A 14,440-nucleotide genomic window follows, 5' to 3' on the forward strand; every position below is an offset into this window, starting at 1 on the left:
TCAACCCTTGCGTTGCCGCGGTTAGCAATCAGTACCGTCCAGTTGTCCCTAGTACTTATCAACTCTCTATGACATTGATGGGGGACTCCGGCGGTAGCGCCCGTTGCCGCATGCTGACGATTTGAGGAGAACGACGATGCGAAAACTTATGAGGCTGGGTGTCAGCGTCGTGGCAGCTGCCGCCACGCTGGGATTGCTGGCACCTGCCGCATCGGCTGATGAAGCTGTGTCGATTTCTGCCGCGGAGGAAGCGGCGAGCCGGGCGTTCATGACCGAGTTCGGGGTGCCTGCCGATACACAGGATGAGCTCCTCGCCTCTCTCAAGGAGGGCGACCTGGGTCTCGCGAACGACCCAGACGCGGGTCCTGTCTCGGTGGAGACAGAGGTCCGAGACGGTTCAACGTTCGAGATCTCGAGGTACTTCGACGGATCCATCGAGGTGACCGAGCGAGAGATTCCTACGGCCGCCGAGCCTGGAGTTATCACTCCCTATGCGGTGACTGGGTGTTCGGTCAGCGGCGGGAGCGGCTATTCCAACTACACGGGGTGCAAGATCCACTACCGCACCCACGTGTTCTCGTACGGCTTCTATGCGAACTTCACGCTGGTGCAGGGCTACTACAACGACCAGATCACCCGCGCCTACAGCCAGTTCCAGGAATACGCTGTGGGGCACACCAGGGACTCCTGGAGCCTCAGGGTATTGAAGGCGACGGAGACCTCGAGCGGCCCGGCGCATGCAGAGCTGGCGATCCAGTACACCATCTACCCAGGCATCGGGCAGGTTGCGAAGGGGGTACGTCTTAAGGTGGGGAGCAACACCTACTGGCAGGAGAACTCGTGACAGACCTTGTCGGACCCGCGTACGACTTCCTCTGGAGCGTCTTGGCCCTCGTGGCGATCGCCCTGCTCGTCGTGGCGCTGACCCGCTGGTTCAAGGCCCATCCCGCGGGAGCGCTAGCGATCGTGCAGGTCGTCGCGATCGTGGTCCTTCCGATCATCGGCCCAACTGCCTACTTGCTCGCCACGTCTGATGCTCGCCCGCGGCATCAGGGTGAGATGGGTGCCCAGGGGTAGGCCGTTTCGGCTCTGACCTGAGTCCTGCGTTCCGCAGCTGATCGGGGTTCTGGGACACGGTTCGGGGTGAAGGTGCAGGTGAGCCGGTTTCGGCCTGCTGCAACGGTCCAGTACCCCTAGTGACACGAATTGGGCGTGTCGAGCAACACGCGTGCGCAAATCGGCCGCTACTGTGGTGACATGTTCATGCGGACGTCGTCGCGGCGGAACAAGGACGGCTCGGTGGTGCGCTACCTCCAGCTCGCGCACAACGAGTGGGACCCGGGCACGAAGTCGGCGAAGATGCGGGTGCTGTACAACTTCGGCCGCACCGACCAGGTCGACCGGGCCGCGATCGAGCGGCTGATCGCCTCGTTGACCAAGACCTTGGACCCCGACCCGGTCGCGGCGCAGGGTGGTGACGGGCCGGCCGGGCTGGCGTTCGAGTCCTCCCGGCCGCTGGGCGGGGCGTGGGTGCTGGACCACCTGTGGTCCCAGCTCGGCATCGGCAAGGCGATGGGGAAGCTGCTCGCGGGCGGGCGGCGGGAGCCCGTGACGGAGCGGGTGTGCTTCGCGCTGGTGGCCAACCGGGCGCTGGCGCCGTCCTCCAAGCTCGCCGCCGCGTCCTGGGTCGGGGCCGACGTCCACATCCCCGGCCTGCCCGAGGTTTCCGACGACGCGTGCTACCGGGCCATGGACTGGCTGCTCTCGGTCGAGGACACCCTGGCCAAGACGGTGTACGACAACGTCGCGGACCTGCTCAACCTCGAGGTCGACCTGCTCTTCTTCGACACCACCTCCATCTACTTCGAGACCGAGAGCGCCGACGAACCGGTGTGGCGCGACCAGACCGGCCAGCGCCTGGACGAGGACGCCGGCGCGGAGACGGCGCCGGCGGGGGCGGTGAAGGCGACGGGGTTCCGCACGTACGGCAAGTCCAAGGACCACCGCGAGGACCTGCCCCAGGTCGTCATCGGGATGGCCGTGACCCGCACCGGGATCCCGGTGCGGGTGTGGTCCTGGCCGGGCAACACCGCCGACTCGGCGCTGATCCGCCAGGTCAAGGACGACATGGCCCAGTGGAACCTCGGCAAGGTCGTCTGGGTCGCCGACCGCGGGTTCACCTCAGCGGAGAACCGCCGCTACCTCCAACGCGCCGGCGGCGGGTACATCCTGGGCGAGAAGCTGCGCTCCGGGTCGGCCGAGGCCACCGCAGCCCTGTCCCGCCAGGGCCGGTACCAGGAGGTCACCGGCAACCTGCGCGTCAAGGAGGTCCGCCTGGGCGACGGGGACCGGTTCGTCATCGCCCACAACCCCGACCAGGCCGTCCGCGACGCCGCGATCCGCGCCGAGCTGGTCGCCCGCCTTCAGGAGATGATCGCCGGCACCGACAAACTCTCCGTGACCAAGCGCGCGCAGCTGCGCGGGGTCATCTCGACCAAACCGGGCCTGAACCGCTACCTGCGCGTGAGCGCCGGCGGGCTGCTGCGGGTCGACCGGGCCGCGATCACCGCCGAGGCCAAGCTGGACGGGAAGTACCTGCTACGCACCAACGAGCCCACCCTGTCCGCCGAGGACCTCGCCCTGGGCTACAAGCAGCTCCTCGAGGTCGAGCGCGGCTGGCGCGACATGAAGCAGATCCTCAACCTGCGCCCGGTCCACCACCGCCTCGAGGACTGCATCCGCGCCCACGTCATCCTGTGCTGGCTCGCCCTACTCCTGATCCGCATCATCGAGACCACCACCACCCAGACCTGGACAGGCGTCCGCGCCGAGATGCAGCGCCTGCACCTCGGGCAGTTCACCGGCCCGGCCGGCACCTACCGTCAGACCACCACCCCCACCACCGCCCAGCGGCAGATCCTCACCGCCCTGCAGGTCCCCACACCCCCACGGATCCTGGACCTGACCACGCCCTGAGCCCACCAGGGCCCACCCCGACGAGGCCGCCCCCTAGTGACACGCCATGTCACCGCTCAACCATCCAAACCCGCAGGTCAGACCCCACAACCGGCCACCTAGCACTCACCTCAGCTGCGGAACCCAGGTGAGTGCGTCAGCAAGGTCCAGTCCCGTCTGTCCTGAGTTTGGTCACCGCGTCGCGCTGCGGGATCGCGTAGTTCGTTGACCTGCGGTGATGGGAGCGTGGGAGGCGGTTCTGAGGCACTAATTGGTGCTCTACCGTGGGGTTTGTGGCGTGGATCCGGCGGGTGCGGACGGCCTCGGGGGCGACGGCCGTGCAGATCGCTGAGTCCGTTGGGGGTCGTCGGCGGATCGTCGTGCACGTCGGGTCGGCGCATACCGAGGCCGAGCTCGGGCTGCTCGTCGAGCGGGCGCGGGAGCTGCTGGACGACCCGGGCCAGGACCAGCTCGACCTCGGCCTCGAGCCGGCGGCGCCCAGAACGACGCTGATCGGCCGGCCCGGAGTGGCGGCTCTCTTCGGCGAGCCGGGCTCCCCGGTACAGGAGCGGCGGGGACCGGTCGCACCGCCCCGGGTGGTGGCGACCTCCTCTCGGGTGCTCTACGACGCACTCGCCGCGGTGTTCACCGATCTGGGGTTCGACGCCCTGGGCGATGAGGTGTTCCGGGACCTGGTGATCGCCCGGATCGTGGAGCCGACCTCGATCCTGGACACCGCCCGGGTGCTGACCGACCTCGGCGTGAGGCCGGCGAGTGAGAAGACGATGCGCCGCACCCTGGCCCGGGCCGCGGCCGGCGAGGGGCCCGGCGCCTACCGGGACAAGGTCGCCGCGTTGTGCTTCACCCACGCGGTGACCAGCGGTGACGTCTCGCTGTGCTTGTACGACGTGACGACGTTGTACTTCGAGGCGGAGAAGGAGGACGACCTGCGCAAGGTCGGCTACTCCAAGGAACGCCGCGTCGACCCGCAGATCGTCGTCGGCCTGCTCGTCGACCGGCACGGGTTCCCGCTCGAGATCGGCTGCTACGAGGGCAACCAGGCCGAGACCGCCACGATCGTGCCGATCGTCAAGCAGTTCCAGGACCGGCACGGCGTCGAGGACATGGTCGTCGTCGCCGACGCCGGGATGCTCTCGGCGGGCAACCTGGCCGCTCTGGAGGAGGCGAACCTGCGCTTCATCGTCGGCTCCCGGGTGACCAAGGCACCGCTGGACCTGGCCTCGCACTTCCGCTGGCACGGGGACGCGTTCACCGACGCCCAGGTCATCGACACCCTCACGCCCCGGACCGGGCGGCACCGCAGCGAGAACAACGAAGCGGTCAAGGTCGAGCCGATCTGGGACCGTGACCGCCACCCTGGGTCGTGGCGGGCGGTCTGGGCCTACTCGGCCAAGCGGGCGGCGCGGGACGGGAAGACGTTGACGTTGCAGGAGAACCGGGCCCGCGCGGTCATCGCCGGGGAGAAGGCCACCCGGACCCCGCGGTTCGTCAAGACCACCGGTGACGCGCGCAGCCTGGACGAGGCCGCCCTCGCCAGGGCGCGGCGCCTGGTCGGGCTCAAGGGCTACGTCACGAACATCCCCGCCCGGCTGATGCCCGCGGGTGAGGTCATCGGGTCGTACCACGAGCTCTGGCACGTCGAGCAGTCGTTTCGGATGTCCAAGACCGATCTGGCCGCCCGGCCCATGTTCGTTCGAACCCGGGACGCGATCGAGGCCCACCTGACCATCGTGTTCACCGCACTGGCCGTCTCCCGCGAGGTCCAGGCCCGCTCTGGGCTCGCGATCCGCAACGTCATCCGCCAGCTCCGGCCGCTGCGCTCAGCGACCATCACGGCCAACGGCGCCACCCAAACCATCCCGCCGCACATCGACCCCGACCGACGGACCATCATCGACGCCCTCACGACCGGGAAAACTCAGGCACTAAGCGAATGACCGAACTCAGGTGAGTGCGTCAGCAAGGTCCAGTCCCGTCTGTGGACTGGACCTTCCCCTGTGATGGGGGTGAAGATCGGTCGAATGCCGTGCCAGCAGGTCATTCGCAGATCCTGAGACGATTTTGGGCAGCCCAGACCGCCGGGCTAGAGTCGTCGCCATGGCCGTGCTCCGTCTGTGTTGTTGAGCGATCCCGCTCCGACCTGCCACGACCCCGCGATGCGCCGACCGCGCCGCACGGACCCCTCGAGGCTCACACCCGAGAAGAGCGCCGTCGAACGTTTCGACCGTCGGCGGAATCCACCCAGAACGGGCCGATCGGTCCGTCCTACAGAGGAGAAGGACGTATGAAGCGAGCCACATTCCTGATTGGTCTGGCAACGGCGCTGACGACGGGTCTCGCCGCCTGCTCGGGGGGGTCGCCGTCGGGGGAGTCAACAACGACGGCGGGGGAGGACGTTCTTGCGCAGATCCAGGAGTCCGGCGTGCTGAAGGTGGGCACCGAGGGGACCTACTCGCCCTTCACATTCCACGACCCGCAGACGAACGACCTGACGGGTTACGACGTCGAGGTGGTCACCGCCGTCGCAGAGCAGCTCGGCGTGGAGCCGGAGTTCAGCGAGACGCAGTTCGACGCCATCTTCGCGGGGCTGGAGGCGGGCCGCTACGACGTCATCGCAAACCAGGTGACCATCAACGAGGAGCGTCAGTCGAGGTACGACCTGTCCGATCCCTACACCGTGTCCACTGGTGTCGTCGTCACCCGGACCGACGACACGGAGATCACCTCAATCGAGGACGTCGAGGGTCGTACGGCGGCGCAGTCCGCGACGTCGAACTGGCACACGCTCGCCACGGATGCGGGCGCGCAGGTCGAGACGGTCGAGGGGCTGACGCAGTCGCTGGCGTTGCTGAAGCAGGGCCGGATCGACCTGACATTCAACGACAACCTGGCCGTGCTCGACTACCTGAAGACCACAGGCGACACCGACGTCAAGATCGCGTTCGAGGTCGACGAGGGCGGCGAGCAGGCACTCGCCATGCGTAAGGACTCCGGCCTTCTCGACGCCATCAACGGGGCCCTGGAGGAGCTGCGCGCGAACGGGACCCTGACGGAGATCTCCGAGAAGTGGTTCGGGCAGGACGTCTCCCAGTGACCGCGCGGGCCGGCGCACGGTGAACGAGCGGATCCAGCTCGTCCTCGACTCGGTGGTCCCGCTGTTGACCGGCGCCGTCGCGGGCACGATCCCCCTGACGCTGATCTCGTTCACGGTCGGGCTGGCCATCGCGCTCGTCGTCGCTCTGATGCGGCTCTCGCGTCGGCGGTTGGTCTCTGGGGCGGCCCGGGCGTACGTGTCGGTGGTGCGCGGGACACCGCTACTCGTGCAGTTGTTCATCATCTTCTACGCGATGCCGTCGTTCGGTGTGGTCCTGGACCCGTTCCCGTCGGCGGTTATCGCTTTCTCCATCAACGTCGGCGGATACGCCTCCGAGGCCATCCGGGCGGCGATCATCGCCGTGCCGCGTGGGCAGTGGGAGGCCGCGCAGACGGTCGGGATGGGCTACCGGATGACGATGCGGCGGATCGTGCTGCCGCAGGCTCTCCGGGTGGCCGTGCCGTCGCTGTCGAACACCTTCATCTCGCTGGTCAAGGACACGTCGCTGGCCTCGACCATCCTGGTGACCGAGATGATGCGCAAGGCCCAGGAGATCGCTGCGCCGTCGTTCGCGTTCCTGGAGCTCTACACATTGGCGGCGGCGATCTACTGGGTGATCTGCTTCGTGCTCTCGGCCGGGCAGTACCGTCTGGAGCGGCGCCTCTCGCGGTACGTGACAGTATGAGTGGCCCGGAGCCCGCGAACGAGCCGACGGCGGCGCCCGGCCGGCCGGGCCTGGAGGGACGGATGAGCCTGCTCGAGCTGCGCGGACTGCGCAAGGCATTCGGTTCCCACGAGGTGCTGCGCGGCATCGATCTCGACGTCGCACCCGGCAGCGTCACCGTCCTGATCGGTCCCTCCGGATCCGGCAAGACGACGCTGCTGCGCTGCCTCAACGCGCTGGAGGTGCCGGAGCGAGGCACGGTGCGGATCGGTGACGTGACGGTGGACTTCGCCACCCGGCCGGGGCCGGCGGCGCTGCGCCGGCTGCGGGCGCGGTCCGGCATGGTGTTCCAGGCACACAATCTCTTCCCCCACCGCACGGCGCTGGAGAACGTCGTCGAGGGCCCGGTCTACGTCCAGGGCCGCCCGCGTGAAGAGGCGGTGGCGGCGGCTCACGCGCTCCTGGCCAAGGTGGGGCTCGCGGAGAAGGCCGACGCTTACCCCTACCAGCTCTCCGGCGGGCAGCAGCAGCGCGTCGGCATCGCCCGCGCGCTGGCGATCCGGCCGGCGCTGATGCTCTTCGACGAGCCCACGTCGGCGCTGGACCCCGAGATCGTGGGCGACGTCCTGCGGGTCATGCGTGACCTGGCGGGCGAGGGCTGGACGATGGTCGTCGTCACGCACGAGATCCGGTTCGCCCAGCAGGTGGCCGACCGCGTCGTCTTCCTCGACGATGGGTTGATCGTGGAGGAGGGGCCACCCCGCGAGGTGCTGGCGGCGCCGGCGCACGAGCGCACCCGGCAGTTCCTGCGCCGAATCCTCGACCCGATCTAGGTGGCGTGCGGCTCGCACGAGTTGACTCGTGCGTGGCTGCTAGGTATGTCGCCTCACAGGCGTGAGGTGACCTCCTGGAGCAGATCCGTCGGCTCGAGCCACATGGAGGGGTACTCGCCCTGCCAGAGCTGGACGCCGTCGGCGTCGATGAGGACGAAGCCGTGGCCGGGAAGTCCGGCGTGCATGCCGGTGCCGAGCGTCCCGTATGCCTCGGAGACGGTGCCGTCGTCGAGCAGGTAGGGGGTTGTCGCACCGTAGCGCTGCATGTCCGGGAGAATCTGCTCGGCGGTGTTCATGACGATCGGCAGAACGGTGATTCCCGCCTCGTCGAAGCCGGTCTCCTTCTCGATCTCGGCCATCTGGACGGTGCAGGCGGCGCACCCGGCCCCTTCGCTGAAGAAGAGGAGGACAGGGCTGCCGCGCAGCTCCGAGAGGGTGACGGACGTGCCGTCGGTCGTCGGAAGGGTGAAGTCGGGTGCCAGGCGGGTGTCGGTGGAGGCTCCGGGTCGGGAGGTGATGAGCCCGAAGGCCACGGCGGCGATGATGACGATCAGCCCGACGAGCCAGGCGATGCGCTGGCGGCGGAGGCGCGCTTCCTGCAGGGCGCTGGCGCTCCTGGGGTTGGCGGTTCTGCTCTTGGTGGTAGGGGCGCTGGTCCGGGCGGTCATCGGGTCAGTCCTTCGGAAGAGGTGGTGTCGTGGTCATGCGTCGAGGGACCCCCGGCCGTGTCCGTGGTGCCGATGGTGTCGCCGTGCGTTGCCGAGCCGTCCGCAGTGCGCCTGCCCCGGTCGCGCAACGTCGCGACGACGAAGACGGCCGCCAGCGCGAGCAGCGCCAGCCCGAGCAGCGGCTCGGGCACGGGGCTGAGCCATGTCTGCATGCGCCCGAAGACCTCCGCGAGGCCTTCGCCCGTGGCGGCCTGGGCCGCGGTGCCACCGGTCATGTCGGGGCTGCCGGCAAGCGCGATGACGAAGATGCCCATGATCGTGAAGGCGATCGCCACGGCGAGGTTCACGGTGTTGGTCACGAGGACCCGTGTGCCGAGACGGATCTTCACGAGCCGGGCGCGGAACAGCTTCCGCTCGCCCAGGCGTGCCCTGTCCCAGAGCAGCGCCATGACGAAGAGCGGGAAGACCATGCCGAAGACGTAGGCCAGGCCCAGGACCACACCGCCGGCGGCGGAGCCGGAGAGGACGGACAGGGTCATGACGCCGGCGAGGACCGGTGCGCAGCAGGAGGACGCGATACCGGAGAAGACGCCGAGGGCGAAGAAGCTCGCGGTGTCACCGCGTGAGGTGTCCGGGGCCCGCAGGAAGCTGGGCAGGGACCACATCCGCCCGGAGACGGCGAGAGCCGCCAGAGCGATCATGAGGAGGCCGCCGGCCCAGTAGAGGGGCTGGTGGTACTGGGCGATCGCCCCCGCCAGCAGGCTCATGCCCAGGGTGATGGGCACCAGAATGAGGGCGAGACCCGCGGCGAAGACGAACGTCAGCGGCAGCAGGCGCCAACGCCGGTTCTTCGCTGCCCCGGCGAGGTAGCTCGGAGCGAGAAAGACGATGCAGCACGGAGCGAAGAGGGCAACCCCGCCGGCGAAGAACGCGGCCAGCACGCTGCCGGTGGCCAGAAGCTCGTTGCCCACCGCTACCGCACCACCGGTCGGGCCGACACGACGGGAACGGTCCGCGCGAGCACCTTCTCCAGCTTCCGACGGGGGAGTCGCCCGGAGCTGAAGAACGTCCCGTCGACGAGGACCAGCGGGTTCATCGCCGGCCGGTGCACGGCGACGAGGCGCCGGCCCTCGGCGGAGTCGATGTCGATGGTGTCGACGTCGAGCGGGTAGCGCTCGGCAAGCGCCTCCAGCGCTCGCTCGGCGTCCTCGCAGAAGTGGCACGCCGGTGCGTGCACCACGGTCACCCGCACGACGGCGGTCGGCATGGCGTCATTGTCAGCGCTCGCCGGGGTCTGTTGAGTTTCGGGCACCGGTCCAGCATGTCCCCGTCGACCCCGCGTCGTGACGAGCGTCCGGTCAAGAATCGATGAAGTTCCTGGACCGGGGGCCGGCGCGACGACGGCGGCCTGCGCGCCGCGCAGACCGCCGTCGCCGATTCTGGGCCTCTGCCCGGTTCACGGCATGAGTCCGGTGTGGGCTCCGACTCAGGTTGGGGTGCCGTTGCCGCCACTGCAGGAGGCGCCTGGCTCCGGGCTCTGCTCGCCCTGCAGGTACTTGGTGAGGAAGGTGGGGATCCGCTCGTCGTCGACGTCGTCGAGCTCGAGCTGGACCCCCCAGGCGGTGAGGACGACGGGCGCGGCGAGGCCGGGGTAGGGGCTCAGCAGAGCGTAGGACTTGCCCTCGACGATCTCACGCAGCATGGCCACCTCGTCCTCGGGCAGGTCGGGCCGGTAGGTGACCCAGACGACACCGTGCTCGAGGGAGTGCACGGCGTTCGCGCTGGGGACCGGCTCGTCATAGGTGCCGCAGTTCTGCCACACCGGGTCGTGGTCGCCGCCCAGCGGAGGCAGCGCCGACGGGGCGATCGCGGCGTCGACGTGGTTCGCCGAGAGGTCCGTGGTCTCCTCGACGTCGGGGATGGGCTGCTCAGCGGCGGCCTCCACGGCCGCCTGCTCGGTGCGCGCGCCGAGGATCACGGCGGTGGTCGTCCCGACGAGGGCGAGAATCACGACGCCGACCGCGGCGACGATGACGAGCCGCCGACGGCGGTCTCTGCGGACCTGCTCGGCCCGGAGGGCGGCCACCTTCGCCATGCGGTCGTCCTGCTGCTTGGGCTTGTTCACACTTCTTCTCCATGATGTTCAGGTGTCCGCCGAGGAGATTCCACCACGGGAGACGTCGGTCGACACGTCAGGCGACGCGGATGAAGGTGGGGTTCGAGTTGTAGATCGGCCCCTCGGTCAGCGGAGTGCCGGGCTGGCGGGCGGCGATGTTGTTGCCGTTGCCGGTGTAGACGCCCACATGGCCGGGCCAGGTGACGAGGTCCCCGGGACGGGCGTCGGCGGCGGAGACCCGGGTGCCGACAGTGGCCTGCGCCGAGGAGGTCCGGGGCAGGGAGATGCCGAAGGCCGCGTAGACGTACTGGGTGAAGCCGGAGCAGTCGAAGCCTGCGGGGGTGGTGCCGCCCCAGACGTACGGCACGCCGAGGAAGGTGCGGGCGTAGTCCACGATCGCCTGCCCGGACGCCGTCGCGGCAGGGGCCGGCGCAGGGGTGACCGGCGCGTCAGGTGCCTGGGGAGCTGGTGCGGCTTCGGGTCGCGCCGTGCTCCGCGAAGCTGCCGGGACGGCGCGGCTGACGGCAGGCTCCGGCTCGGGCTCCACCTGCACCGGCTCCGGTTCGGTCACGGGTTCGGGCCGGGGTGTCGCCTGCACGGTGGCCACGGGGTCGAGGTTCCAGCTGACGTCGGCCGGAACCTTGACCGTGGGGGTCGTGACGATCGCGGTCAGGGCCTCACGCGCGGCCGCTCCGGCGTCGACGTCGGGAAGGGCCGCGCCGGACGGGACCGCGGTGGCCGACGTCGCCGCCATGGTGATCACCAGGCCGGAGGAGGCGATGACGGCCAGCGACCGATGTGCGGGGAGCCCAGCGAGGGCCAGGGTCAGGGGCGTGGAGGGATGACGCGGGGCGCGGTGGCGCGCACGGGACACGGGTCGGGACATTGTGCTCCTTGCGCCTGCGGGGTGAGCTGTCGGGTTCGGGCGGGAGTGCACCCGGTCGGGCCTGCGTGAGAAGGCCTGGCTTCACCCCGAGGGCACGGCTGACCGTGCCCGTACACACTGGTTCCCCCGTCCCCGCCGCGGTTGCGAGTCGCGGACGGCAGCGGGGCTCGACGCCCGTCCGGGCTCCCAGGCAGCGTGCCTCGGAGCGCTGCCACGCTAGGGGTGCGGTCTGCCGTTGTCACGTTCTGGTAACGATGTTGATCGAATCTTCACGGAAGCTGACGGGAGCACCCGCTCCAGCCGGGTCGGGAGGTCGGGGGCTCCGGGAACCCCTGCGTCGGGCAGAACCGCGGTCGGACACCTACCGGGCCGGACGGACCTCCACCACACCCATCATCCCGCCGTCCTCGTGGTCGAGGATGTGGCAGTGGTACACGGACCGACCCGCGAAGCCCTCGAAGGCGATTCGCACGACCCGGCGACCCCTGGCCGGGACCTCGACGACGTCGCGCCACCGCGGGTCCGCGACCGCCTTCCCGTCCGCCTCCACGACCTGCATCGGCCAGACGTGGAGGTGGAATGGGTGGTCCATGGGGGTGGGGTTGTCCAGTGTCCACTCCTCCACCGTGCCGCCGACGATCTCCTGGTCGGTGCGGGCGGGGTCGAAGGATCGGCCGTCGAAGCCGAACGACATGCCGCCGCCCATGCCCATACCCATGGTGAACGTGATGAGACGACGCCGGGCGGGTTCCACCGTCCGGAGATCGGCCGGAGCGGTCGCGGCCGGCAACGGCGGCGGCGACTCGACCGTCGCGCCGCTCACCTCAAGGATGGCGAGGATGGCCGAACCAGGGCCAGACGCACCGCCCCTGCCCATTCCCATTCCGCCGCGGTCGTAAGGAAGAGCCCGCCACGGTGTCCGTCCGGCGTACGGGGTGACGAGGAGATCGGCCCGGTTACCGGGAGCGAGGAGTACCTCCTCGGCCGCCCGTAGAGCGGAGGAGCGTCCGAGGTCGACACCGAGCAGGTCTACGGGCTGGTCCGCCAGGTCCAGCACGAGATGCCGAGAGGTGCAGGCGTTGACCACCCGCCATCGCTGCCGTTCGCCGGGTGCGGCGGTGACCCGCGGCCGGACCTGGCCGTTGACGAGGACGATGCTGCCCTCGCGGCCCATCATCTGGTCCTGCATCCTCGGTCGGGAGACGCTGCCGTCCGCCTCGAGAGAGAGGTCGGAGACGATGAGGATCCGCTCCCGGCTCACCGGGAGGTCGTCCTCGACGACGATGGCACCGTAGAGCCCGCCGAAGACTTGGTCGGCGACGTGGCCGTGGTGGTGCGGGTGGTACCAGAAGGTCCCGGTGGGATGGTCGGCGGGCAGCACGAACTCGTAGTCGAAGACCTCGCCCGGCTCGATGGTCAGGAACGGGTTGTCACCGTTGCCCTCGGGGGAGACGTGCAGCCCGTGCACATGGAGGTTCGTCGGCGCGTCGAGCTGGTTCGCCAGCCGTACCTGGAGGGTGTCCCCGGGGCGCAGGCGCAAGGTGGGGCCTGGCACGGTGCCGTTGTACGTGAGCAGGCGCGCACTCCGTCCACCCACGTCGACCTCCGCCTCGGCCATCGTCAGCTCGACCCGTAGGCGGCCGTCCGCACTGGTGAGCACCTCGGGTTCCACGAGGTCCGCGCCGCCGGCCCGGCGCGGGGTGAGGTCCCCTCCAGGGCTCGTCCCGCCGCCCCACGGCACGCCGGTGCGAGCGAGGCCCAGAGCGCCGGCGACCACGCCGCCGGTGCCGAGCGCCCCCAGTGCCAGGGCCTGTCGCCTGCTGATCGGTTCCACCGTCACCTGCCCCGGAGCTGCCGGACGCGCTCCTCGTACTCCCGTGCGTCGATCTCGCCACGTGCGTACCGTTCGGCGAGGATCTGCTCCGTGCTCGGGGCACTCGGGCCGGGCGCGACTCCCCGGCCGCCTTGTCCTACGCGATCGGGAGTGCGGCCCGACCGCCCCCTACGGAGAACACCGCCGACGAGAAGCAGGACACCGCCGACGAGCAGCACCACCACGAGCCCCCCCAGGCCCGTACCCATCCCGTACTCGTTCCACATCATCGAACCAACCTTCCTCACATCCGTCCCTTCCCCGACGTGATACCCGCCGGGGTATCACAAGTCTAGATGTTCGGCTTCCGGTCGCCCCTCGTGAGCGAGCGGCTCAGGGATTCTTCATGAACACTTCACCGCCCGGACCTGGGAGCGTGCGGATGCTCCGCGGCCGTGACGGCTCGCATGTGCTCGCGCGGTGTCGTCGTCGGGTCAGGAACCGGTCATGGCGCAACCCTGCGGGACGAAGGGGGCTCGCATGAAGATCTGGTGAAGACGGCGAGCAGCAGCATCCTGCTGCGATCAGCCCCGGTCCGCCGACCGCACAATGGGTCCATGCAAGCGCTGAACCCGGACAGACCGAACCTGCCACGAGTGATGATCGTCGATGACGAGGCTCCACTCGCACGGCTGGTGGCAGGCTACTTCGAGCGGGAGGGCTTCGAGGTCGCTGTCGCAGGCGACGGGGAGACGGCGATCGCCCAGATGCGGCAGTGGGATCCAGGGATCCTGGTGCTGGATCTGGGCCTGCCGGGGGTGGACGGGATCGAGGTCTGCCGGACCGTCCGGACGTACTCGGACTGCTACATCATCATGCTGACCGCCCGTGTGGAGGAGGTGGACAAGCTGATCGGGCTGTCCGTCGGTGCGGACGACTACATGACCAAGCCGTTCAGCCCGCGTGAGTTGATGGCCCGGGTGCGGGCCATGCTGCGCCGGCCCCGTCGCCACGTCCAGGCGGGCCAGGCGGCCGCCTCGTTCGGTCGCCTCACCCTCGATGCCGCTGGGCGGGAGGTCTTCGTCGACGGCCGACTTGTCGATCTGACACGAACGGAGTTCGACGTCCTCGCGGCACTGGCATCACGTCCCCGGATGGTCCTGACCCGCCGGGCCCTCATCGATGAGGTGTGGGGTGACGGGTGGGTCGGCGACGAGCACCTCGTGGACGTCCATATCGGACACCTGCGACGCAAGCTGGGGGACGACCCGACCGAGCCGGTGTTCGTCCGGACGGTGCGCGGGGTCGGGTACCGGATGGGCCCCGGAGAGTGAGCCCGGTCAGGCCGGAGCGGTGGGGCTTGGCCGCCCGCCTCCTCGCGGCCACGATG

Annotated in this window: 15 protein-coding genes; 8 read left to right on the forward strand and 7 right to left on the reverse strand. The window is 69.4% G+C overall.

Going from position 1 to position 14,440, the window contains the following annotated elements; translation table 11 throughout:
- Positions 1-121: 121 nt before the first annotated feature.
- From EDD32_RS13580 to EDD32_RS13610, 7 genes are all read left to right on the forward strand, one after another.
- Complete coding sequence (locus tag EDD32_RS13580; protein ID WP_123918289.1) at positions 122-844, forward strand: hypothetical protein; 723 nt, start codon at positions 122-124, stop codon at positions 842-844.
- A complete protein-coding gene (locus EDD32_RS13585; protein ID WP_123918291.1) occupies positions 841-1,077 on the forward strand; it encodes a hypothetical protein in 237 nt (78 codons plus the stop codon). The genes EDD32_RS13580 and EDD32_RS13585 overlap by 4 nt, the downstream gene beginning before the upstream one ends.
- Positions 1,078-1,257: 180 nt before the next feature.
- Complete coding sequence (locus EDD32_RS13590) at positions 1,258-2,976, forward strand: IS1634 family transposase (RefSeq protein WP_123918293.1); 1,719 nt, start codon at positions 1,258-1,260, stop codon at positions 2,974-2,976.
- A 272-nt stretch (positions 2,977-3,248) separates the two neighbouring features.
- The gene (locus tag EDD32_RS13595) at positions 3,249-4,913 is read left to right on the forward strand and encodes an IS1634 family transposase (RefSeq protein WP_123913672.1); all 1,665 of its coding nucleotides are present in this window, start codon (positions 3,249-3,251) and stop codon (positions 4,911-4,913) included.
- Positions 4,914-5,260: 347 nt separating this feature from the next.
- Positions 5,261-6,070, forward strand: coding sequence for an amino acid ABC transporter substrate-binding protein (locus EDD32_RS13600; RefSeq protein ID WP_123918295.1), 810 nt, complete (start codon positions 5,261-5,263; stop codon positions 6,068-6,070).
- 19 nt (positions 6,071-6,089) lie between these two features.
- Positions 6,090-6,755 (forward strand): amino acid ABC transporter permease, encoded by a 666-nt coding sequence (locus EDD32_RS13605; RefSeq protein WP_211338823.1) that lies wholly within the window; start codon positions 6,090-6,092, stop codon positions 6,753-6,755.
- 62 nt (positions 6,756-6,817) lie between these two features.
- Positions 6,818-7,567, forward strand: a complete 750-nt coding sequence (locus tag EDD32_RS13610; RefSeq protein WP_246006133.1) for an amino acid ABC transporter ATP-binding protein — start codon at positions 6,818-6,820, stop codon at positions 7,565-7,567.
- Between the two features lie 53 nt (positions 7,568-7,620).
- Here the strand turns inward: EDD32_RS13610 and EDD32_RS13615 are convergent, their stop codons facing one another.
- The 7 genes from EDD32_RS13615 to EDD32_RS13645 form a co-directional block, all read right to left on the reverse strand.
- Positions 7,621-8,235: a peroxiredoxin family protein gene (locus EDD32_RS13615; protein ID WP_123918299.1), complete on the reverse strand. Its 615-nt coding sequence runs from the start codon at positions 8,233-8,235 to the stop codon at positions 7,621-7,623.
- Positions 8,232-9,206: a cytochrome c biogenesis CcdA family protein gene (locus EDD32_RS13620; protein WP_123918301.1), complete on the reverse strand. Its 975-nt coding sequence runs from the start codon at positions 9,204-9,206 to the stop codon at positions 8,232-8,234. Before EDD32_RS13620 ends, EDD32_RS13615 begins: the two co-directional genes overlap by 4 nt.
- A 2-nt stretch (positions 9,207-9,208) precedes the next feature.
- Complete coding sequence (locus EDD32_RS13625; RefSeq protein WP_123918303.1) at positions 9,209-9,502, reverse strand: glutaredoxin family protein; 294 nt, start codon at positions 9,500-9,502, stop codon at positions 9,209-9,211.
- A 219-nt stretch (positions 9,503-9,721) separates the two neighbouring features.
- Positions 9,722-10,360, reverse strand: coding sequence for a thioredoxin-like domain-containing protein (locus EDD32_RS13630; protein WP_246006134.1), 639 nt, complete (start codon positions 10,358-10,360; stop codon positions 9,722-9,724).
- Between the two features lie 67 nt (positions 10,361-10,427).
- Entirely contained in the window at positions 10,428-11,237 is an 810-nt protein-coding gene (locus EDD32_RS19810; RefSeq protein ID WP_123918305.1) for a C40 family peptidase, read from the reverse strand.
- A gap of 361 nt (positions 11,238-11,598) precedes the next feature.
- Positions 11,599-13,071: a multicopper oxidase family protein gene (locus tag EDD32_RS13640; protein ID WP_123918307.1), complete on the reverse strand. Its 1,473-nt coding sequence runs from the start codon at positions 13,069-13,071 to the stop codon at positions 11,599-11,601.
- A gap of 2 nt (positions 13,072-13,073) precedes the next feature.
- Positions 13,074-13,340: an SHOCT domain-containing protein gene (locus EDD32_RS13645; RefSeq protein WP_123918309.1), complete on the reverse strand. Its 267-nt coding sequence runs from the start codon at positions 13,338-13,340 to the stop codon at positions 13,074-13,076.
- Positions 13,341-13,667: 327 nt separating this feature from the next.
- On the opposite strand from EDD32_RS13645, the gene EDD32_RS13650 reads away from it, so the two are divergent.
- The gene (locus EDD32_RS13650) at positions 13,668-14,384 is read left to right on the forward strand and encodes a response regulator transcription factor (RefSeq protein ID WP_123918311.1); all 717 of its coding nucleotides are present in this window, start codon (positions 13,668-13,670) and stop codon (positions 14,382-14,384) included.
- The last annotated feature ends 56 nt before the right edge of the window (positions 14,385-14,440 follow it).

The organism is Georgenia muralis (genome assembly GCF_003814705.1).
Lineage (GTDB): Bacteria > Actinomycetota > Actinomycetes > Actinomycetales > Actinomycetaceae > Georgenia > Georgenia muralis.

Excerpts from the sequence above, each read along its gene's own strand:
- EDD32_RS13590 (WP_123918293.1), top strand. The coding sequence starts at position 1,258 with ATGTTCATGCGGACGTCGTCGCGGCGGAACAAGGACGGCTCGGTGGTG.
- EDD32_RS13600 (WP_123918295.1), top strand. The coding sequence starts at position 5,261 with ATGAAGCGAGCCACATTCCTGATTGGTCTGGCAACGGCGCTGACGACG.
- EDD32_RS13610 (WP_246006133.1), top strand. The coding sequence starts at position 6,818 with ATGAGCCTGCTCGAGCTGCGCGGACTGCGCAAGGCATTCGGTTCCCAC.
- EDD32_RS13615 (WP_123918299.1), bottom strand. The coding sequence starts at position 8,235 with ATGACCGCCCGGACCAGCGCCCCTACCACCAAGAGCAGAACCGCCAAC.
- EDD32_RS13625 (WP_123918303.1), bottom strand. The coding sequence starts at position 9,502 with ATGCCGACCGCCGTCGTGCGGGTGACCGTGGTGCACGCACCGGCGTGC.
- EDD32_RS19810 (WP_123918305.1), bottom strand. The coding sequence starts at position 11,237 with ATGTCCCGACCCGTGTCCCGTGCGCGCCACCGCGCCCCGCGTCATCCC.
- EDD32_RS13645 (WP_123918309.1), bottom strand. The coding sequence starts at position 13,340 with ATGATGTGGAACGAGTACGGGATGGGTACGGGCCTGGGGGGGCTCGTG.
- EDD32_RS13650 (WP_123918311.1), top strand. The coding sequence starts at position 13,668 with ATGCAAGCGCTGAACCCGGACAGACCGAACCTGCCACGAGTGATGATC.